Source organism: Flavobacterium sp. CG_23.5 (assembly GCF_017875765.1).
Classification (GTDB): Bacteria; Bacteroidota; Bacteroidia; order Flavobacteriales; family Flavobacteriaceae; genus Flavobacterium.
This window is the reverse complement of the sequence record NZ_JAGGNA010000001.1, coordinates 1,169,812-1,191,969: the sequence shown is the minus strand read 5'-3', so window position 1 is coordinate 1,191,969 and position 22,158 is coordinate 1,169,812. Positions and strand designations below refer to the sequence as shown.

Genomic DNA, 22,158 nt, shown 5'->3' with positions numbered 1-22,158 from the left:
TCAGATAGAACTGGAAACCGAGACTGAATACTGATTACTTTTAAAAAAAGGTCTTTTAATTTTATTTACAAGGATGAAATTCTTATTTTTGCAAACTAATTAATAAAGTTCTTACAAGGTGGTAAATAGAAGACACATCCGCGTCAAAGTTATGCAATCCATTTATGCGATGCATCAAAATGGTTCTGATAATCTTGAAAAAGAAGAAAAATTTCTTTTTTATAGTATCGACAATATTCAAGATTTATACCTAATAATGCTTTCTTCCCTGATTGAAATTTGTAAAAAAGAAACGATCTTTTTACATAAATCGTCTCTGAAACATCTTGCCACTCCAGAAGAGCGTAAGCCAAATGAAAAATTTATTAAAAATAGTATTTTTCAAATTCTTTCAGAAAACAATTCACTAAGTATTGCTCTTGAAAATCGTAAAATTGACAATTGGACATTGAACGATGATTATATTTTATTACTTCTTAATGATATAAAGTCAAGTGAGTTGTATGGAAAATACATGAGCAATTCAATCAACACATTCGAAGAAGATAAACAGTTTATTGTTGATTTATTTATGGATGTAATTGTCCCTAATGAAAAATTATATGAATATTTAGAAGATGATAAATTAACTTGGGTGGACGATATTCCATTGGTTAATACTCATATCATCAAACAACTGAAAGCTATTAAATCTGGTGAAAATGACAATTTCAGAGTTCCAAAATTGTATAAAGACAACGAGGACAAAGATTTTGTTAGAGATTTGTTTAGAAAAACGGTCTTGAATGAAACGGAATTTGCTAAAGAATATGTTGATAAAACGCCAAATTGGGACAGCGACAGAATTGCTGAAATTGACACCATTATTCTTAAAATGGCTATCTGTGAATTTCTAAAATTTCCATCGATTCCAGTAAAAGTTACGCTTAACGAATATTTAGAAGTTGCTAAAGAGTATTCTACTCCAAAAAGTAGTATTTTTATCAACGGAATTTTAGATAATTTAGTAAAAGAGCTGCAGGCTAATAAAAAAATGATTAAAGCCGGTCGTGGTTTAATGTAATATTTATAAACAAAAAAAGAGAATTTAAAATTATGGGACAATTAACTCAATTTGCGCCGTTTCTATTAATGTTTGTGGTGATTTATTTCTTCATGATTAGACCACAACAAAAGAAAGCTAAAAGCGAAAAAGAATTTGAAAGTACTTTGAAAGTAGGCGATAAGATTATTACAAAAAGTGGTCTTCATGGAAAAGTTTCTGAGCTTGGGGATACAACGGTTATTGTTGAGACTATGTCAGGAAAATTAAAAATGGAGCGTTCCGCTATTTCAATGGAAATGAGTGCGGCTCTAAATACTGCAGTAGTAAAAAAATAATTCAGTTTTTATATTTATAAAAAAGTCCCAACCGATATTTCGGATTGGGACTTTTTTAAAGAAAATAAGTAGATTATTTTTTATTCTTTTTATTTTTCTTCGCTTTTTTAGATTTTGCTTTGGCTTTTTTCGCTTTTATTTTCGCTTTTACCTTAGCTTTTTTTGCTTTGTCTTTTTTTGCTTTTTTTGCTTTTTTCGCTTTTGCCTTAGCTTTTTGTTTCGCTTTTTCTTTTGCATCGGCCTTTTTAGCCTTGTCTTTTGATTTTTGTTTCATGTCAGTTTTGCTTTTTTTCTTCTTTTTTTTATCTAGTTCTTTAGTTTCATCAATAGAATTTTCGCCCGCTTCGTTAGCCGTCTTATCTTCTACTGGCGCTTTTATTGGGACTTTTACCGCTACTTTTGTTGGAATTTTTGCAGGTGCTTTTACTGGGACTTTTTTTTCTGTAGAAGTATTTTCAACAACTACACTAGGTTGTCCAGTTGCACTAGCTGCTGTTATTTTGTTAGTTTTAATTGGACTAACTGACTCAATTACTTCAGGCGCTTTTTGTACTTCAGTTTCTTCTTTTTTTACTACCATAACGTTACGTATTATTTTAAATTATTTTTTTAACATGAATAAAATTGATTACCACAGGTATTAACGAATGGTTAATAAAATGTTATTAAATTTAAGCATTTTTATTGGTGCGCCAATGTTAAGTTTGTTTATTTTTTCAAAAGGTGTTTTTTTAATTAATGTAGTTTTAGTGATTTTAATGTATGTAAGATTCGATGTAAAGAGGAAATGATGAAATCATTTGTTGAATACTCCGAAAATATGCAAAAAAAAAGTCTCATTTTCATGAGACTTTTTTTTCCTTTGTATTTATGATATATTCGATATGTATTGATACACTTCTGTTTATTTTTTTTGACAAATTATTGATTTTGTCGCGAATAAGAAACTAAATTTCAGATGTTACTAAATTATCATTATTTACTTTTAGAGAAATCGCCAATTGCTGTTAATTCCGCAATTTTTACAATTACTTCAACTGCTTTTTGCATGCTTTCTACTGGAACGTATTCGTATTTCCCGTGAAAATTATGTCCACCCGCAAAAATATTAGGACAAGGCAATCCTTTATAAGATAATTGAGAACCGTCAGTTCCGCCTCGAATGGGCTTAATAAGCGGTTTAATACCTATTTCTTTCATGGCTTTCTCTGCAATATCTACAATATGTTTTACAGGCAATACCTTTTCTTTCATATTGTAATATTGGTCTTTTATTTCGGTTACAACAATATCCTCACCAAATTGTTTCGCAAATTTTTTATTGATTTTTTTGGTAATTTTCTCAATTAATTCTTTACGTTTTTCAAATTTTTTCTTGTTATGATCTCTTATAATAAGTTCCAAAACTGTTTCTTCAATACTTCCGGTTAAATGGTGTACATGAAAAAATCCTTCGTATCCTTTAGTTTCTTCTGGAGTTTCACCTAGAGGCAGTTGATTGAGGAAATCATTGGCAATCAACATGGAATTAATCATCTTTCCTTTGGCATAGCCAGGGTGAACACTTTTTCCTTTCAAAATAATTTTGGCACCAGCCGCATTAAAATTCTCATATTCCAGTTCACCTATTTGGCTACCATCCATAGTATACGCCCATTCAGCTCCGAATTTATCTACATCAAAATGATGTGCACCACGACCAATTTCTTCATCAGGTGTAAAACCTACTCTGATTTTTCCGTGTTTGATTTCTGGATTTTTAATTAGGAACTCCATTGCGGTAACAATTTCGGTTATTCCAGCTTTATCATCGGCACCTAACAAGGTTGTGCCGTCAGTTGTAATCAACGTTTGTCCCTTGTACAATAACAAATCTTTAAAATAATTAGGTGATAATATAATATTTTGTTCTGCATTTAACACAATGTCTTTACCATCATAATTAGGAATAATTTGAGGTTTTACATTGGCTCCGGTAAAATCGGGTGTAGTGTCAAAGTGTGAAATGAATCCAATAGTTGGTACTTCATGAATAACATTACTTGGCAAGGTAGCCATGATGTATGCTTTGTCATCTATTGTTACGTCTTGCATCCCAATAGTTTTCAATTCCTCAACGAGTTTATTGGCCAGATCCCATTGTTTGGCTGTACTTGGCGTGGTTTCAGAGTTGGCGTCAGATTCTGTATCGATGGTTACATAGCTGATAAATCGATCTATAATATGTTGCATCTTTTATTTTTTTATGCAAATGTAATCATTTTTTTAGGAGCATTTTCTGGTGGCTCTCGAACTAAATTTTGTCTTTTTCTCTAATTTTGAAATCAGTGCAAAGAGTTACTATTAGAAATAATTTATCTTCGGGATGTTTCTCTTTACACAAAAAAAAAACCACCCGAAGGTGGTATTTGCTATTTTCTGCTTTTAGTGAGCTTATTTCCAGCTTTTTCCAAATCATCTTCTAATTTGTTAATTTTTATCTGGCTTTTGCTTATTTTGATGTTTTCTTTTTCAATTTTGGTAGATGAAAGTTTTCCTCTTGCTTTCTTTGATTCTAATCTTCCCGAAAGTTTCGAAAAATTTTCTTTTTCTTTTGCAAGTTTACTTTTTAATTTAGCAACAGAACTTTCGTTTGAGGCAATTTTGTCTTGTTGTCTTTCAAAACGTCTTTGCTTTTTTTCAAAATCCTTTTTTTCGTTCTCACTTCTTTTAGCATCTTTTAGTGCTTTTTTTTCAGCTCTTAATCTGTCATTCAAAGCTCTTTCATCTTCTTTTAATGCGATGTTGTCTTTGTTTAATAGTATTCCAGTTCCTGTAACTTTAAGAGTGTCTTTTGTTGTTGTAATCGTGGTTATTACCGTGGTATTCGCAGCGAAATGAAGAGAGTCATTTTTGACAGCTTGTGCAAAAAAAAGTTGAACGCTAAAGAAGAAGAGTAAGCTAATCGTAATTTTAATTTTCATGATATTAAGTAGTTGTTTATAAAATTGGTAATTGTATTAATTTTCCAATGCTAATTTAAGGTATTCGACACTAAAATCATACCGTTTTGTCAGAATTAAATGCCATCTTCATTAGTATTTATAATTTTTTTGTTTGATCTTTTTTAAAATCGACATTTTTTATTTTTAGAGTCATTAATTTTTTTATAAAAAATTGATATTCAGATATTTAAAAAATATAAATTTAAAAAATGCAAGTGATATGTCAATTTTTATTGCTAAATTTAATCCTAAATTTCCCAGATCTTTTTTTAATTTTTAGATTATTAACTTCAATTTTTAAATTATGAAAAAGATACTTTTATTTGCTTTGTGCTTTACTATATAGGTAGTTTGTAAAAAAGAAAAATCGATGGAAACTCCACTATTAACTGCGAGCGAAACAAAAGTTCGAACTGTCGAATTTGTAAATGCCAAATATACCGAAACAGGTAAAAAATTACTCGGGGATTTAACCAAAGGAGAAAGAGATGCATGGATGTCTAATTACATCGCAGCTAGCTTATTATTTCATCATTGTTTGGAATATTTTTTAAATGAACTTGAAATATTCAGACACTCCATCTTTGTAGTTTTTATGATAATTATAACCGTAATTATATTTTTTCTAGTTAAAGTTAGATTAAAGCACAAAATTGATAATGTATAACAATAATAGAATATTGTTAATTGTGCACTTTTGACTATGATTGGCTACGCTGTTAAACATCAGTTTTTAAAATTATTTTTATAATTTTATTTTTCAGTAAATTGATATACTTTTTTTGTAATTTTAATATGTCAAAAAAAAAATTAAATAATTTAAAATCAAAAAGTTATGAAAAATTTATTTGTGTTATTGGTGGTTGCTTTTTTCTCCATGGGAGTGATGGCTCATGAGAGCAAAATTGATAAAAATAAGGTGGATGATTCAAAAATTGTGCAAATTAAGGACCATGTAATGATGAGTGACGGTAAAATGATGATGGTAAAGGACGGTAAAATGATGATGATGAATAGAGAAATGACAATGAGTAACGGCACAATGGTTTACCCTAGCGGAATGGTGAAAATGAAAAATGGAAAATCCATGATGATGAAAAACGGGGACATGATCGCTATGAATGGAATGATGATGAACAAAATGAATGATTATGTGCACATGAAAAATGGGAAGATGATGATGATGAAAAATGGGAAAATGATGATGATGCAAAAAGATATGAAATTAAGTAATGGTTCAGTAGTTTCTCCTAGCGGAATGGTGAAAATGAAAAACGGAAAATCTATGATGATTGAAAACGGTCAAATGATGGATATGAATGGAATGATGATGATGAAAACCAAATCTAAAATGGAAATGGAAAAAGAAAAAATGAACAAAAAGTAGAAAGATTTAAAATTTGAAGCTGCATTTTATTTTAAAAGTTGAAATTAAAAAAACCGAACTCAGTTATTTTATGGGTTCGGTTTTTTTATTTTAATGCCGTAGTAGAAACTTCAGATTAGTTAGCCAACATGGTATATAATTTAAAGTTTTGATAATTTTATTATTCATTGCTGAAAACGGATAAATTTATTTAGCTTGTGGCATTGGCATATCAGAATTATAGCAGTCACGGAACATTTTCCATTTTCCATCTTCCATTTTCCAAGCGACTAACGACTTTCCTCGGTCTAATTCTTTTCCGTCTTTATCGGTAAATGTCCATTCATCTTCGGATAAGAGCAAATCACTATTTCCCCAAACATCTATGGTTTTCAAACTGAGTTTTGGCATTCCCATTTTCATAAAAGCCGACATTACGTGAAGAATATTATTTTTGCCAACAGCAGCTTTTGCATTAGGCTGCATAAATTTTGCATCTGTAGCGTAGCAATTGGCTGCAGCTATCGAGTCGCTTTTGTTCATTGCCTCAGTAAAAATTGTGTTTTGTTTCTCAACAGCTTTTTTGGCAACTGCCATATTGAAAGTTTCTTTATTCTCTTTTTTTTGAGAATTACAACTTGTTGAAATAAACATACAGCTGACAATAGCGATGCAAACAGACAAGAATTTCTGGAAATTTAAATTTTTTCTCATTTTTTTAAAGTTTAATAATTAAATATTTAAGGTTGATTCAATTTAAAATAACATAAGATGCTTAAAATTAGTGATTTATAATTAATTATTCAGATTAATTCTATGAAAAATAGAATTCATTTATTAAATTAATTTGCAAATATTTAATTATCGAGTAGATAGTTCTATTTTTGCAGCAGCAACACAACAATCATGTATAAATTAATAATTCGTCCCATACTTTTTTGGTTTGATCCGGAAAAAGTTCATTATTTCACTTTTTCACTTATTAGATTTTTATCTAAAATTCCGGGATTTTCGTCCCTTTTTAAATCGCTCTATGACATCAATGATCCACGGTTAGAAACCGAAGTTTTTGGATTAAAATTTAAAAACCCAGTTGGATTGGCAGCTGGTTTTGATAAAGACGCCAAATTATATAAAGAATTGTCAAATTTTGGATTTGGATTTATCGAAATAGGAACTCTTACACCAAAGGGGCAAGAAGGAAATCCAAAAAAACGGTTGTTTCGCCTTAAAGAAGATAGCGCAATCATAAACCGAATGGGTTTTAATAATGGTGGTGTTCTTGAAGCAGTTGAACGATTGAAAAAAAATACAGGCGTCTTGATTGGTGGGAATATTGGTAAAAATAAATTGACACCAAATGAAGATGCCACTTCAGATTATGAAATTTGTTTTGAAGCTTTGTTTGATTATGTTGATTATTTTGTAGTCAACGTAAGTTCGCCAAACACACCAAATCTACGTGCCTTACAAGATAAAGAACCATTGACTCAATTGTTGCAAACGCTGCAAAATAAGAATTTGGCTAAGCCAAAACAAAAGCCGATTCTTTTGAAAATTGCTCCTGATTTGACTGATGAGCAATTACTAGATATTATTGATATCATTAAAGAAACTAAAATTGCTGGAGTTATTGCTACAAATACAACGATTTCCCGCGAAGGATTACAATCCGAAAACAAAACGGAAATGGGCGGTCTGTCAGGAAAACCATTATCGCAACGTTCCACTGAAGTAATCCGATTTTTATCTCAAAACAGTAAAAAAGCCTTTCCTATTATTGGAGTAGGTGGAATCCATTCTGCCGCTGACGCAATTGAAAAGCTGGAAGCAGGAGCATGTTTAGTGCAACTGTATACTGGATTTATATATGAAGGTCCTGCATTGGTGAAAGCCATAAACAAGGAAATTTTAGAAAGAATTAAGTAATTTGGATTATTCTAAAATTTGGGGAAATTTGGGAAAACCAAAACTAAATAAGGTTGAAATTTATCCTAAAACCATCTAATATTTTGAGTGTACATTCTTTTTTTGAATTCATAAAAACTTTGTAAGTCAGAAACTTTGCAACTTTGCAACTTTTCTTATCTTTGGCTTTCTATGGAGCCAATAAAAATTATAGAATGTCCACGTGATGCCATGCAAGGCATAAAACCATTTATTCCTACTGCTAGAAAAGTAGCCTATATCCAGTCCTTATTGCGTGTCGGTTTTGATACCATTGATTTTGGTAGTTTTGTTTCGCCAAAAGCTATTCCGCAAATGCAGGATACGGCGGAATTGTTGGCACAACTAGATTTGTCAAAAACCCGAAGTAAATTATTGGCAATAATTGCAAATACGCAAGGGGCAATTTTGGCATCAGAACACGCTGAAATACAATATTTAGGTTTCCCGTTTTCGATTTCCGAAAATTTTCAGATGCGAAATACCCATAAAACTATTGCTGAATCATTAATCACTTTGCAGGAAATTCTGGAAATTGCCTATAAAAGTAATAAAGAAGTGGTGGCCTATCTTTCTATGGGTTTTGGAAATCCTTATGGTGATCCATGGAGCACGGAAATAGTAGGGGAGTGGACCCAAAAATTATCTGATATGGGCGTGAAAATCCTTTCACTTTCTGATACTGTGGGAAGTTCGACACCTGATGTAATTGGGTATTTATTTTCGAATTTAATTCCAAAATATCCTAAAATTGAGTTTGGAGCCCATCTTCATACGACACCAGATAAATGGTTTGAGAAAATTGACGCCGCTTACAACGCAGGTTGCCGCAGATATGATGGTGCGATTCAGGGTTTTGGTGGTTGTCCAATGGCCACTGATGATTTGACGGGTAATATGCCTACAGAGAAATTATTGTCCTACTTTACTTCCAAAAAAGAAAATACAAATTTAAGTCCGATGAGTTTTGAAAGTGCTTATAATGAGGCTTCTAAATTGTTTGGTGAATTTCACTAGTCAATGAATAGCTTTAAGCCTTTATTAACATTTGGTATTTAAAATAATAAGTAGGTAATTGGTGCGTTGGTAATACAATTATTTACAGATTGATTTTAATAAATTTAACAATGAAACCAGTGCCTTTCAATAGAATTTTAGGAATATTTCTTCTCTCTATATTCTTCTTTTCCTGTTCAAGCGACTTAGATTTTAATCAAGTTAATACAGTAAAGTTAGAACCTATTTTTGTTACGAATCTGGCTAGTTTTGATGTTCCGGCAAATCAATTTGTAACCAATGGAATAGAACAAATTATATCAGTGGACTCTCCAACAATTGATGTCTTTAACGATGCTTTTTTCAGAGATAATTTAAATCGAGCCGATTTCTTTTTTGAAATTAATAACACCATAAATAGAGCTTATGTTTTGGATATCGTTTTAATTGATAAAAACAATCAACCTCTTTATTCTATGAACTTTTTTATTCCTGCTTATACTGGGGGAACTAATGTTGTAACAAAAACCGAAATTTTTCAAAACACAAAACTTAATTTATTAAAAAGTACCACTAAAATGTCTTTCGTTCTGAGAATGCTACCAGGCCCAATATTAACTGAAAACAGTTCGGGAAGTATTAAATTACGTTCAAGTGTTACCGCTTATTTAGTTATACAATGAGAAAAATAATATTGCTTTTTATTCTATTGGTTTCGGTTAACAGTATTTCCCAAAACAAACAACTTTTATATAATTTTACGGCAGTTCCTCAGTCTTTGTTGACTAACCCCGGATCTGATGTTAAATATAAATTCTACTTTGGAATTCCATTATTATCTGGAATTTCGGCAAATGTAGGTTCAAGTGGTTTTTCTGCCTATGATTTATTTGCTAATAACGGAGTGGATTTTAATGAAAAATTGCGTGATGTCGTGTTTTCTACCACAAGAAAAGATAAAGCAGCAATAAACGAACAAGTAGAACTGTTTAACGGCGGTTTCAGGATCAAAAGGGACGAAGATCAATACGATTCTTACATTTCTTTTGGAATGTATCAGGAATTTGATTTCTTGAGCTATATGCCTAAAGATTTAGCCATACTCGCTTTGGACGGAAATAAAGATTATTTAGGAAAAGTATTTGATTTGGGGGATTTGAATGTAAAGGCAGAAATGCTATCGGTTCTTCATATAGGATATCATAAAAACGTAAATGACCATTTGATCCTTGGTTTTCGAGGAAAAATATATTCAAGTGCTGCAAATCTGAATTCGACTAATAATTCAGGATATATTTATACAATTCCATCTGATAAGGGGATTTATGAACAAGTTATTTCTTCGAATTTGCAACTCAATACTTCTGGAATTTCGCAATATACTAAAAGTGATTATTCAGGAAATATTGCAAGTGATATTGCTCATAGGACTTTTTTTGGTGGTGATCTCGGCTTAGGTTTTGATGCTGGACTTACCTATTATCCTAAGAAAAATGTTCAGTTTACGGCAAGTGTTGCGGATATTGGTTTTATAAAGCACACGAAGGACGTAGAAAGTTTTGTTTATAAAGGATATTATAATGCGGAGGGTATTAACCCAAAATTTTTGGGCGGAAATTCAGCAGGAAATGTTTATCAAGAATTTAAAGCAGCTATTCCTTTAGATACTTTGTACACTAAATATACCACTTGGCGTCCAGCAAAATTTATTTCATCTATTCAATATTCGTTTGATGAAGAACGCCCTGATGATTGTGACTGTTTGAATTATAATCCTGAAACTGTTTATAAAAGTGCCGTTGGTGCGCAGTTGTTTCTAATGTCAACTCCACGGACACCATTAATGGCTTTTACAACGTATTATAGAAGAAAAATTTTCAATTCTTTGCAAATGAAAGCAACTTACACGATCGATTCTTACTCCTATAAAAATATCGGATTGGGGTTGTCAAGTCAATTCGGACCTGTGAATTTTTATGTTCTGGCTGATAATCTTTTAGAATATAAGGATGTTTCCAAAGCCAATAGTCTTTCGTTTCAATTTGGACTCAATATCATTTTTAAAGATAAAGAGTGATAGACTTTTTAGACGCTAGTCAGTAAAATAAATCTTCTTGCCTTTATCTTATCTCGGGCTTTTCGTTCTGTTTTCTACGCTTAAATAATTTGTAAATTTCAATCCAAAGTACGGAGACAAACCCGACTAAAATACTCAAACCTATTTGGCTGGCTGAAACCGTTTCAAATTGAAAGAAATGAGCGAATATTGGAACAAACAATAATAACCCCGTGATGATAATGGTTAACGAAATAATCATTAAAACCAGATTGTTTTTGTAACGTATGGTCGTAAATATAGAATAATAAAAAGAACGATTTACGAGTGTCAGAAAGACATTAGATGATATCAGCGTGAGAAAAACAGTAGTTCTGGTCGCACTTTCTGTACAATTAATTGCAATGCAATATTGGTACACAAATAATAGTCCGAAAGTAATCATAAGCCCTTGAACGATACTAATTGTAATTTCTTTCAAGTTGAAAAAAGTAGTGGTAAAAGGTCTTGGTGCTAGCAACATCAGATTACGTTCCATAGGTTCATTTTCATAAATTATAGAACAGGTTGGACCCATTATTATTTCGAGAAAAATAATATGAACCGGCGAGAAAATATTAGGATAAACCCAGCCTAGTGCCAATGGAATAAAGACAATCAGGATAATGGGAATATGTATGGAAATAATATATTGAATGGCTTTTTTTAGATTGATATAAATTTTTCTTCCCATAGCGATGGCGTCGGTCATTTTAGAGAAATCGTCATCAATCAGGATTAAATTTGCTGCTTCTTTGGCAATTTCGGTCCCTTTTTTACCCATAGCAATTCCTATGTGTGCTGATTTTAAAGCGGGACCATCATTAACACCATCACCGGTCATGGCTACTATTTGGTTATTGTCTTTTAATGCTTTTATGATTTTAAGTTTGGCCTCGGGAAACATGCGGGTAAAAATAGTTGTTTCCATTACTTTTTCTTTTAAAGTAGCTTCGTCCATTGCCATCAATTCATCGCCATTTAGAACTTTTTCAGGGTTTCTGAAACCCACTTGTTTTGCAATGGTTGATGTTGTAACTGCATTGTCCCCTGTTACAATTTTTACCAGAATACCGGCTTTATAAAATGTTTCAAAGACGGTTTTAATATTCTCTTTTGGTGGGTCATAAAAAGCAATTAATCCCTTAAAATGAAAGGGGAAATCTTGTTGTTTTTTCGGGTAATCATTTCCTTGAAATTCGGTCACGCCAACACCCAAAACTCGAAAACCCTTATTAGCCATCGTTTCTACTGCTTCTAAAATTTGTGTGGTTTCCTTCTTTGATAAATTTGAACTAGCAATTAAAGCTTCGGGTGCCCCTTTGGCCGCAATGATTCGCGTTCCATCTTGATTTTCAAAAACATGTGTCATCATAGGTGGTTTTCCATCCAGTGGGTACTCATGTACTAATTTGAAATTTCGCCGTTCATCATTAATTTTTAAATTTCCGTACGTTTCGTGCAGCGCAATCTCCATGCCGTCAAACGGAATGGGTTCACTTGCCCACATGGCGAGACTTAGAAGCTCTTGTTCTATTGGATTAAGTGTATGATTGTTATTACTGTTGCCTTTGTCATTGCCATTGTTATTTAAGGTGTCATCAGAAAAAGTATACCATTGTGCTAAACTCATTTTGTTTTCGGTAATAGTTCCCGTTTTATCGGTACAAATTACGGTGGCACTGCCTAACGTTTCTACCGTTTTGGTTTGCTTGACAATAATTCCCATCTTCATTAATCGCCAAGCACCTAAAGCCATAAAAGTGGTGAAAGCAACTGGAATTTCTTCAGGAATAATACTCATTGCCAGAGTCAATGCTTTTAACAAACTATCTAAAAAGTTTTTAGAATTATAATAATTAATACCCCAAACAATTCCAAAAATCACTAGGCCCACAAGAGACATTTTCTTTACAAAATTTCCAATCTGTATTTGTAACGGTGTTTTTTCTTCAGCAATCGTTTCCAGACTTTTACCTATTTTCCCCAATTTTGTTTTGCTTCCAATGGCGGTCACTTCGCAAATAGCCAATCCGCTGGCAACAATTGTTCCCCGATATACCTCATTATTTTCGGATTTTTCATTTTTGAAAACCGCAAGTGATTCTCCGGTAAGTATTGATTCGTTTGCAGAAAAATCATTAGATTGAATAATTGTTCCGTCAGCCGCTACAAAGGTCCCTTCTTCAATCTGAATGAAATCACCCAAAACAATTTCCTCGCTTGCTATTTCTATAATCTCACTATTGCGAATGACTTTGCTTTTGGGTTGGGATAATTTTTTTAGGGATTCAATGGCATTTCGACTTTTAGATTCCTGATAAAGCGAAATTGCAGAAACCAAAAGGATGGCTAGCGCCATAAAAATTCCATTTCCATAATCACCAGTAATGAAATAAATACCTGTTGCAGTTACCAGTAATAAAAACATCGGCTCCTTAACCATCTCGATTAAGGAAGTCAGAAAATTATTTTTATCCTGATGGTCTAAAGAATTGGAACCATTGAGAGTCCTTGATTCTATTACCTGATCGTTTGAAAGTCCTGTAATAGGTGCTTCTGATTCTACCATTGAAATGAAATTAATCAAAATTTATAGCTTGGAAACAACAAAGGCTATAATTGGGCGGAATACCTTTGTAATGCAATTTAATCAATTTATTGTTAAAAATTGTGGTTTTTTTGCTTAAGATTGTCTATATTTGCACGCAATTTAACTACAACTACAAATTGCAATGATCGCACACAACTCTAAGATTATCGGTGAAGGATTAACTTACGATGATGTACTATTAGTTCCTAATTACTCAAATGTTCTTCCACGCGAAGTGAGTATTCAATCAAAATTTTCAAGAAATATAACACTTAACGTTCCAATAGTGTCTGCTGCTATGGATACTGTCACCGAAAGTTCTATGGCAATTGCTATGGCGCAAGAAGGTGGTATTGGTGTTTTGCACAAAAATATGACTATCGAGCAACAAGCTGCTAAAGTTCGAAAAGTAAAACGTGCCGAATCAGGTATGATTATCGATCCGGTTACTTTGCCGTTGACTTCTACCGTTGCCGATGCTAAAAACGCAATGAAAGAATATGGTATTGGTGGAATCCCAATTGTGGATGACAACAAAATACTAAAAGGTATTGTGACAAATCGTGATTTACGTTTCGAAAAAAACAATGCAAGACCTATTGTTGAGGTAATGACAAGTGAAAACTTGGTAACTGTTGCCGAAGGAACTTCATTGGAACAAGCGGAAGTAGTTTTGCAAGGATATAAAATCGAAAAACTTCCCGTTGTTAATGCGGATTATAAATTAGTAGGTTTAATTACGTTTAGAGATATTACTAAATTGACCCAAAAACCAAATGCCAACAAAGACAAATTTGGACGTTTGCGTGTTGCTGCTGCATTAGGCGTTACTGCTGATGCTGTGGAAAGAGCAACGGCTTTGGTCAATGCTGGAGTTGATGCCGTTATAATCGATACCGCTCACGGACATACAAAAGGAGTGGTAGATGTACTAAAATTAGTAAAAGCTAAATTTCCTGAGTTAGACGTTATTGTAGGTAATATTGCCACTGCTGAGGCAGCCATATATCTTGTTGAAAATGGCGCTGATGGTGTTAAAGTAGGAATTGGTCCAGGTTCAATATGTACTACACGTATTGTCGCAGGTGTTGGTTTTCCTCAGTTTTCTGCTGTACTTGAAGTAGCCGCAGCGATTAAAGGATCGGGTGTTCCGGTAATTGCAGATGGTGGAATACGTTACACTGGTGATATACCGAAAGCTATTGCTGCCGGTGCTGACTGTGTAATGTTAGGTTCCTTACTAGCTGGAACAATGGAATCTCCGGGAGAAACTATTATTTTCGAAGGAAGAAAATTCAAATCTTACCGTGGAATGGGTTCTGTTGAGGCCATGCAAGAAGGATCGAAAGATCGTTATTTCCAAGATGTGGAAGATGATGTAAAGAAACTAGTTCCAGAGGGAATCGTCGGGCGTGTGCCTTATAAAGGAGAATTAAACGAAAGTATGCAACAATTCATCGGCGGTCTTCGTGCCGGAATGGGATATTGCGGTTCAAAAGATATTCCAACTTTACAGGAAACAGGTCGTTTTGTTCGTATCACTGCAAGTGGTATCAACGAAAGTCATCCTCATAATGTAACTATTACGAAAGAAGCCCCGAATTATTCGAGATAATTAGTCAAAAGTCATAAAGTCAAAAATCATAAGGTGTACATAAAAATGCACCTTTTTTTATAAAGAAACAAGTGCATTACATAAATCTAAATAAAGTTTTAAAGGACTTTAAAACTTTATGACATCCGTCTTTAGACTCAATATATTAATTATGAACTAAATCAGCTAATAATTTTTTATTTCCAACAATCCACAGTATATCATCTTTCTCTAACAAAACATCCGATTCGGGATTTAAGATTCTTTTTCCCTTTTTTTCGATGCCTACAACCAAACCACTTGTTTTTTCTCGCAATTTGGAATCGCGAATGCTTTTTCCGATGTAGGATTCGTTTTTCAATTCTATTTGGCGCAATACAATTTCTGGTTCAGTAGTTATATCCGGAACTTCCGTCTCATGCTGGTCTAGATAATTTTTGAATTCTTTTACCTGAGTGTCCGTGCCTATAACGCATATTTCATCTCCGGGAAATAAACGATCATTCTTTTTAGGAATGTTAATCATGATATCACCTCTTTTGATAGAGGCAATATTAATTCCCATTAGCTCCCGAAGTTGTAATTTATATAAAGTGTTTCCTGTAATATTGGAACTTGCGGAAATATCAAAAAATGCCATATGCCCGTCCCAAGGAGATAAATCACTTTGACTTCGCTTTGGTGTTGCTAATTCTCTAGCGTTTAAGTTGGATAAAAAATGATGCTCAATTTTATGATATTGCGCATTTAATTTTTTACTGAAAATAAAATAGATAACCGTAGCTCCTATCAATGCAATTAACGCAATTTTTGGGGAGAAAAATATATTCAATAAAAAACCTATAAAAAAAGTCGTCAATAACAATCTAAATAAAAACATCATAGCCATAGGACCACGGTATTTGCGCTCTGACATTAATTTTTCGACCTCATTTATAGCCACACGACGCAAGGAAAGTGCCCATAAAAAAGGCGAAAGAAATACCAATGTAATAAATGCCCCTAGTGTATTTCCATATTCATATTCTTGGACCAACGGCAAAATAAATTTAGACGAAAGTAAAATTACAGCAATAATTATTACCGACACCAAGACAACTTGCAGCAGGTAAGCATGCAATACAATTTGCCAGTTGGTTACTGATTTTATAGCCTGAGTATTTGCACTGTAACGCTCAATGTTTTTGGTCCATTTTCTCGGTAAATTATTCGCCAGGAATTCCGAAAATGGAGTCGATAATTTTATCATGAACGGAGTAGTGAATGTAGTCACCGCCGAAACCGCAACGTCAATAGGATACAAGAACGAACTCGTAACATGAAGCGTCATTCCAAGCGAGGCAATGATAAAGGAGAATTCCCCAATTTGAGATAAACTCATTCCCGTTTGAACAGATTCTTTCAACGGTTTTCCTGAAAGTAACGCGCCTGCCGTCGAACTTATAGATTGCCCAAAAATAGTAATAAGGGATAGAATAACGACGGGAATCGTATGCTCATACAAGGTTTGAGGATCAATTAGCATTCCGACAGACACAAAGAAAACGGCCCCAAATAGATCTTTTACTGGTTTTACTAAATGTTCAATGTGTTCCGCTTGTGTAGTCTCAGCAATTATTGAACCCATTATAAACGCACCTAGGGCTGGAGAAAACCCCACATCTGCGGCAAGAATCACCATCATCAAGCAAAGCGCCAGCGAAATAATAAGCAGCATTTCATCTGATAATAAATGTTTTGCTTTTTTGAGCAAAGTGGGAATAAAAAAGATGCCTCCAACAAACCAAATAGTTAAGAAAAACACCAGTTTTAAGACTGATTGCATCAATTCACCTCCCGAAAATTGGTTGCTGACAGCAATAGTTGATAGCAAAACCATCATTAAAATAGCAACAATATCCTGAACAATGAGAGAACCAATAACGATTCCGGCAAAATTTTGAGCTTTTACGCCTAATTCTTCAAATGTTTTGAGAATAATAGTGGTCGATGAAATCGAAAGAATCACGCCTAAAAAAACACTATCCATCTTGGTCCAATCCATCCACTGCCCAACCAAATAACCTATGACGGTCATCGAAAAAATTTGTGTAACTGCAGTAATGGAAGCCGTTCCACCGACTTTCATCAGTTTTTTAAAACTGAATTCTAGACCAAGACTGAACAACAAAAATATTACGCCAATTTCTGCCCAAACTTCAACACTTTTAATATCAGTCACCGATGGGAAAAAATCAAAATGATTTCCAGCCAAAAAACCTGCAATTAAATACCCCAAAACCAGCGGTTGTTTGATTTTTTTAAACAGCAATACTGCAACTCCGGCAGTCATAAGTATTAATCCTAAATCGCTTATCAAGGGCTGTAAGTGATGGGTCGTTTCTGTAACTATTGCTGCCGTATCCATAGTTTTTGCTTTTATTTAGGAGCTATTCCCGCCATCCGTTTCATCCCAACGGTTTGGGCCTTTGTCATAAATCTTTTTTCTATTCCAGTGGCAAGAGCTTCCTTTGTTCGCTCTGTCAGTACAAGAAAAAACAACTTTTTTCCCTTGAGGCTTTCCACTACTGTCGGGGCTAGAACATCGAAATGGAATTTCGTTCAATAAATAATACAATTCCAACCTTATTTTAGAAAAGGAGAAGATTTTGATTTGCTCAATTCTGATAAAGTATAAAACTTCATGTTGTTTTGTTTCACAAAGTTACAAATCAACTTTAATGTTTTCATTTCAGTTTCATAATTTGCCGGTGCTTTTTTATTTACCGTTTTATGACCAAATAAAATTAGAATTTTATGATGTTCTCGAGTGTAATTTAAAAGTTTTTTAAGATAGGCTGTGCTAAAAGAAGGATGCGTGGTATCCATGCCAATGCCGTATAAAACTCTGGTGTTATTATAGTAGCAATTTTGCTCATAAGGAGCTTCTGCACCATAAGTTGTTGCCCTGATTATTTTAAATTTTTTTAAAAGTGCAGCGTCAATTATTGCATTTCTAAAACCGAAAGGATAGGCAAATGAGGTAACATTTAAAGAATAAAAATTCATCAAAGCCAGCATTGGATCGATTTCTTGATTGAGGTAGGCATCAATTCCATATTGAGCAACAAACTTTTTTGCATCATAGTGATTGAATCCATGTCCGGCAATTTCATTTCCTTCTTTTTGTAAAGCCAGTAATTTAGCTATTTCAGAACTATTTAGTGTATTTATTTCAGAAACACAAAAAGTTGCTTTCCAAGAATATTTACGAAGTTGTTTGTCAGTATCATACCATTCATTCACAAAAGTATCATCAAATGTTAAGGCAACACCAGCAGTGACATTAGGATTATCCGCTTTGCTTGATTTGACAATTTTTTTACTTTGAAAGGAAAATATAAAAAAAGTACAAAGTAATATGATTAGAGGTAAATTTTTTTTCAAGATTACTTTGTACTTTAAGATTGTGTTTTATATCTATTTTTCCGCCCTTTTAAGTTAGATAAATTCAAATAATAAATTTATCAAATTATTCTATTTGAAAAGAACTAATCTTATTATTTTTGTAATATAGTTCAAAAACGGCATCTTTCATTTCTCTCAAAGTAATAAAAAACATTTCAGCTTTAAAATTCTTGTAAGCAGTTTTTCCAAAATATATTACACTTTGATCAGGTTTTTTATCTGAACCAAATTCTATAGGGATTTCGAAATTTTTATAGCCTTCAAAATTAAATTTGTCAAATTGATCAATTTCGTTTGAATCATATTTTGGTGAATTGTAAGTGTATTTTTTATCATTAGATTCACTTTTCCTATAAGGATTTACTTCAGGGAACCCAACAATAGAAGCATATCCTAAATAATCACCAACTCTATATCTAACTTTGTTTACGGTATCTAATAATGAAAACGCACTAATTTCAGCGAAATCTTTGTCGAGTGATTTAATTTTACATTTGACCATGATGAATTTTAATTTCGCTTCATCAAATTTCACACTTCTCAAAAGAGCATTTGAAAAACTAGATGGCTCCTTTGCCTTATCAATCTCAATTTCAAAATTTTCAATGATTTTTTTTTGAGAAAATGAAAAAATAAAATAAAATAACAACAAAAAAGTAAGCCCTGTTTTCATATATCATATAATTAAATACCCAAGAAATTACTTGGAGTGATTTGCATTAATTCTGCTTTAATTTCATCCGAAACCTCTAAGGTAGCGATAAAACCATGAATTGCTTTTTTATCAATCGCTTCATTGGTTCTGGTCAATCCCTTCAACGCTTCGTAAGGATTAGGATATCCTTCACGACGTAAAATCGTTTGAATCGCCTCGGCAACTACAGCCCAGTTTTTCTCTAAATCTTCGTGAAATTTAGGTTCGTTCAATAACAATTTGTTCAATCCTTTCAAAGTAGCTTCAAAAGCTATTAAAGTGTGTCCAATTGGTACACCAATGTTTCTCAAAACCGTACTGTCCGTCAAATCGCGTTGCAATCTTGACAACGGTAATTTGGCTGATAAATGTTCGAAAATCGCATTGGCAATTCCTAAATTTCCTTCTGAATTTTCAAAATCAATCGGGTTCACTTTATGCGGCATCGCTGAAGATCCTATTTCTCCCGCTTTAATTTTTTGTTTGAAATATTCCATCGAAACATACGTCCAAATATCTCGGTCTAAATCGATGATGATGGTATTAATTCGTTTCAAAGCATCAAAAAATGCTGCGAAATGATCGTAATGTTCAATTTGTGTAGTAGGGAAAGAGTGATGTAAACCTAGATTTTCCTCCACAAATTTCCCTCCAAATTTTCTCCAGTCGATTTGCGGATATGCCACGTGATGTGCATTGTAATTTCCTGTTGCTCCGCCAAATTTGGCTGCAAATGGAATGTTGAATAACAAACGCATTTGCTCTTCTAAACGTTCTACAAAAACACCAATTTCTTTACCCAAACGAGTAGGAGAAGCCGGTTGACCATGCGTACGAGCCAGCATTGGGATGGCCGCCCATTCAACACTTAAATCTTTCAATTTTGAAGTCAAAGTAATCAATGAAGGCATATATACTTTCTCGAAAGCGTCTTTTGTAGAAAGCGGAATCGCTGTGTTATTAATATCTTGAGAAGTCAATCCAAAGTGGATAAACTCTTTATATTCAGATAAACCTAGTTTTTCAAAAGCATCTTTGATGAAGTATTCCACCGCTTTTACATCGTGGTTGGTCACTTTCTCCGTTTCTTTGATCCAAAGCGCATCTTCAGTAGAGAAGTTTTTATAAATGTTGCGCAAGCTTTCGAATAAATCTGGGTTTACGTTTTTAAGTTGTGGCAAAGGCACTTCGCACAAAGCAATAAAATATTCAATTTCAACTAATACGCGGTATTTGATTAAGGCTTCTTCAGAGAAAAATGGAGCCAGCGAAATAGTCTTGTTTCTATATCTTCCGTCGATTGGTGATATAGCATTCAATTCGTTTAAAGTAGTCATTTTAGTGTTGTTTGTTCGAGAAGCACAAAAATAGTTATAAGTTATAAGTTATGAGTTATAAGTTTAGATTTTTTGAAGGAATTCTTTATTAAAACTATTTTTTTCATCGCTATTGATTTGCCATTGATTTTGCAATTGTTTTTGTCATTGCAATTGATTTTGCAATTTATTTCTCATGATTTCAACTCCTTTTGAGGCTACTTCTGGAATGACTTCCAATGGATTTCGAAGGTTTGGAATCTTTATGGGTTTTGGATCAATATAAAAAATGGGCGTTTCACGAGGTGTAAAATCAATGAGTCCAGCCGCAGGATACACTTGCAAAGATGTTCCAATGACTGCAAAATAATCTGCGCTTTGAGTGATGGTGATCGCTTCATCTAGCGCTGGAACATCCTCGCCAAACCAAACAATATGCGGACGCAATTGATTATTGTTTTCATCTAAATCACCAAAATTCAAATCATCTGACCAATCCAAAATATAATCTGAGTTTATTGAACTTCTGACTTTCAATAACTCGCCATGAAGATGCAATACATTAGTACTGCCTGCACGTTCATGCAAATCATCTACATTTTGGGTGATTACATAAACGTCGAATTCCTTCTCTAATTCGGCCAGGATTTGGTGCCCTAAATTAGGTTCTACTTCCTTAAGTTGTTGTCTTCTTTTGTTATAAAAATCAAGAACCAACGCGGGATTTTTATACCAACCTTCAGGTGTGGCGACATCCATGACGTTATGACCTTCCCAAAGTCCATCGCTGTCGCGAAAGGTTTTGATACCACTTTCGGCACTGATTCCTGCTCCTGTTAAAACGACTAGTTTCTTTTTCATTGGTTTTATTTTCAAACACAAATTTCACTAATTTCCACGAATTAATTAGTGTGAATTAGTGAAATTTGTGTTTAAATTTTTCTGCTTAATAGAATAATTATCTGAACCTATATTTTTAGAATTTAGTAGAAAATAAAGCTACTCTTTTTTAGTATTTTTGCCAAAAAAATATATTCCAATGATTGATATTGATTATCTTAATTTTCTTGAAAATATCCTGACTGATAACCGAAAAGAAAAATTTCTAAAAGTATTGGAAAATAGAACCAATCATTTTACCATTGCCGTTGAAGATATTTTTCAAATGCACAATACTAGTGCGGTGATGCGCAGTTGTGAGATCTTTGGAATTCAGGAATTGAATGTGATCGAGCAGCGGTATGGCAAAAGTATCGACAAGGAAATTGCGATGGGCGCTCAAAAATGGGTCGACATCAATACCTTCGACAGTATTACGAACTGTGTGGATACTTTAAAAAATAAAGGGTACCAAATCATTGCCACTACACCTCACGAGAATGATTGTTTGATGGATGATTTTGATATTACAAAACCAAGTGCTTTATTTTTTGGAACAGAAAGAGACGGATTATCTGAAGAAATTTTGCAACGTGCTGATGGTTTCTTGAAAATTCCGATGGTCGGTTTTACAGAGAGTCTGAATATCTCGGTTTCAGCGGCCATCATCATTCAAAACCTAACCAGCCGATTGCGGAATTCCAACATCGATTGGCATTTATCTGAGGAAGAAATTTTAGAAAAAAGATTGGCTTGGGCCAAAAATTCCATAAAAGATATTAAACGAATAGAAGAACGGTATTTTTTGGAAAAAAACGAATCACGATAGGTTTTTAAGATAATTATTAATTTTAATTTCTATTATCT

The 22,158-nt window shown here is 33.3% G+C and carries 20 protein-coding genes; 10 read left to right on the top strand and 10 right to left on the bottom strand.

Going from position 1 to position 22,158, the window contains the following annotated elements:
- The first annotated feature begins 151 nt into the window (after positions 1 to 151).
- Positions 152 to 1,063 (top strand): transcription antitermination factor NusB, encoded by a 912-nt coding sequence (gene nusB, locus H4V97_RS05005; RefSeq protein WP_196850877.1) that lies wholly within the window; start codon positions 152 to 154, stop codon positions 1,061 to 1,063.
- A 32-nt stretch (positions 1,064 to 1,095) separates the two neighbouring features.
- On the top strand, positions 1,096 to 1,380 hold the full coding sequence (yajC, locus tag H4V97_RS05000; RefSeq protein ID WP_196850878.1) for a preprotein translocase subunit YajC: 285 nt from the start codon (positions 1,096 to 1,098) through the stop codon (positions 1,378 to 1,380).
- Between the two features lie 73 nt (positions 1,381 to 1,453).
- Here yajC and H4V97_RS04995 read toward each other — a convergent pair whose 3' ends face one another.
- From H4V97_RS04995 to H4V97_RS04985, 3 genes are all read right to left on the bottom strand, one after another.
- Positions 1,454 to 1,960, bottom strand: coding sequence for a hypothetical protein (locus tag H4V97_RS04995; protein WP_196850879.1), 507 nt, complete (start codon positions 1,958 to 1,960; stop codon positions 1,454 to 1,456).
- A gap of 395 nt (positions 1,961 to 2,355) precedes the next feature.
- Positions 2,356 to 3,612 (bottom strand): peptidase T, encoded by a 1,257-nt coding sequence (pepT, locus tag H4V97_RS04990; protein ID WP_196850880.1) that lies wholly within the window; start codon positions 3,610 to 3,612, stop codon positions 2,356 to 2,358.
- A 179-nt stretch (positions 3,613 to 3,791) separates the two neighbouring features.
- Positions 3,792 to 4,343: a hypothetical protein gene (locus H4V97_RS04985; protein WP_196850881.1), complete on the bottom strand. Its 552-nt coding sequence runs from the start codon at positions 4,341 to 4,343 to the stop codon at positions 3,792 to 3,794.
- Between the two features lie 391 nt (positions 4,344 to 4,734).
- On the opposite strand from H4V97_RS04985, the gene H4V97_RS04980 reads away from it, so the two are divergent.
- On the top strand, positions 4,735 to 5,031 hold the full coding sequence (locus H4V97_RS04980) for a hypothetical protein (RefSeq protein WP_196850882.1): 297 nt from the start codon (positions 4,735 to 4,737) through the stop codon (positions 5,029 to 5,031).
- Between the two features lie 168 nt (positions 5,032 to 5,199).
- A complete protein-coding gene (locus H4V97_RS04975; protein WP_209549109.1) occupies positions 5,200 to 5,751 on the top strand; it encodes a DUF6799 domain-containing protein in 552 nt (183 codons plus the stop codon).
- Positions 5,752 to 5,937: 186 nt separating this feature from the next.
- Here H4V97_RS04975 and H4V97_RS04970 read toward each other — a convergent pair whose 3' ends face one another.
- Positions 5,938 to 6,444 carry a YybH family protein gene (locus H4V97_RS04970; RefSeq protein WP_196850884.1) on the bottom strand — a complete coding sequence of 169 codons (507 nt, stop codon included), beginning with the start codon at positions 6,442 to 6,444 and terminating at the stop codon, positions 5,938 to 5,940.
- Between the two features lie 192 nt (positions 6,445 to 6,636).
- Between H4V97_RS04970 and H4V97_RS04965 the strand changes: the two genes are divergently transcribed.
- The 4 genes from H4V97_RS04965 (at position 6,637) to H4V97_RS04950 (ending at position 10,750) form a co-directional block, all read left to right on the top strand.
- Entirely contained in the window at positions 6,637 to 7,659 is a 1,023-nt protein-coding gene (locus tag H4V97_RS04965; RefSeq protein WP_196850885.1) for a quinone-dependent dihydroorotate dehydrogenase, read from the top strand.
- A gap of 171 nt (positions 7,660 to 7,830) precedes the next feature.
- Positions 7,831 to 8,694, top strand: coding sequence for a hydroxymethylglutaryl-CoA lyase (locus tag H4V97_RS04960; protein ID WP_196850886.1), 864 nt, complete (start codon positions 7,831 to 7,833; stop codon positions 8,692 to 8,694).
- Positions 8,695 to 8,804: 110 nt separating this feature from the next.
- Positions 8,805 to 9,356 (top strand): hypothetical protein, encoded by a 552-nt coding sequence (locus H4V97_RS04955; protein ID WP_196850887.1) that lies wholly within the window; start codon positions 8,805 to 8,807, stop codon positions 9,354 to 9,356.
- Positions 9,353 to 10,750: a DUF5723 family protein gene (locus H4V97_RS04950; protein WP_209549108.1), complete on the top strand. Its 1,398-nt coding sequence runs from the start codon at positions 9,353 to 9,355 to the stop codon at positions 10,748 to 10,750. The genes H4V97_RS04955 and H4V97_RS04950 overlap by 4 nt, the downstream gene beginning before the upstream one ends.
- Positions 10,751 to 10,793: 43 nt before the next feature.
- On the opposite strand, the gene H4V97_RS04945 is transcribed toward H4V97_RS04950, so the two are convergent.
- A complete protein-coding gene (locus H4V97_RS04945) occupies positions 10,794 to 13,340 on the bottom strand; it encodes a cation-translocating P-type ATPase (protein ID WP_209549107.1) in 2,547 nt (848 codons plus the stop codon).
- A 163-nt stretch (positions 13,341 to 13,503) separates the two neighbouring features.
- On the opposite strand from H4V97_RS04945, the gene guaB reads away from it, so the two are divergent.
- Complete coding sequence (gene guaB / locus H4V97_RS04940; RefSeq protein ID WP_209549106.1) at positions 13,504 to 14,976, top strand: IMP dehydrogenase; 1,473 nt, start codon at positions 13,504 to 13,506, stop codon at positions 14,974 to 14,976.
- Positions 14,977 to 15,121: 145 nt separating this feature from the next.
- Here guaB and H4V97_RS04935 read toward each other — a convergent pair whose 3' ends face one another.
- From H4V97_RS04935 to H4V97_RS04915, 5 genes are all read right to left on the bottom strand, one after another.
- Complete coding sequence (locus tag H4V97_RS04935) at positions 15,122 to 17,362, bottom strand: cation:proton antiporter (RefSeq protein WP_209549105.1); 2,241 nt, start codon at positions 17,360 to 17,362, stop codon at positions 15,122 to 15,124.
- Between the two features lie 218 nt (positions 17,363 to 17,580).
- Entirely contained in the window at positions 17,581 to 18,381 is an 801-nt protein-coding gene (locus tag H4V97_RS04930; RefSeq protein WP_245345193.1) for a polysaccharide deacetylase family protein, read from the bottom strand.
- An 85-nt stretch (positions 18,382 to 18,466) separates the two neighbouring features.
- The gene (locus H4V97_RS04925) at positions 18,467 to 19,075 is read right to left on the bottom strand and encodes a hypothetical protein (protein ID WP_209549104.1); all 609 of its coding nucleotides are present in this window, start codon (positions 19,073 to 19,075) and stop codon (positions 18,467 to 18,469) included.
- A gap of 11 nt (positions 19,076 to 19,086) precedes the next feature.
- Positions 19,087 to 20,433, bottom strand: a complete 1,347-nt coding sequence (gene purB / locus H4V97_RS04920) for an adenylosuccinate lyase (protein ID WP_196850893.1) — start codon at positions 20,431 to 20,433, stop codon at positions 19,087 to 19,089.
- 144 nt (positions 20,434 to 20,577) lie between these two features.
- Positions 20,578 to 21,273, bottom strand: coding sequence for an SIR2 family NAD-dependent protein deacylase (locus tag H4V97_RS04915; protein ID WP_196850894.1), 696 nt, complete (start codon positions 21,271 to 21,273; stop codon positions 20,578 to 20,580).
- 178 nt (positions 21,274 to 21,451) lie between these two features.
- Between H4V97_RS04915 and H4V97_RS04910 the strand changes: the two genes are divergently transcribed.
- The gene (locus H4V97_RS04910; protein WP_196850895.1) at positions 21,452 to 22,120 is read left to right on the top strand and encodes a TrmH family RNA methyltransferase; all 669 of its coding nucleotides are present in this window, start codon (positions 21,452 to 21,454) and stop codon (positions 22,118 to 22,120) included.
- Positions 22,121 to 22,158: the final 38 nt, after the last annotated feature.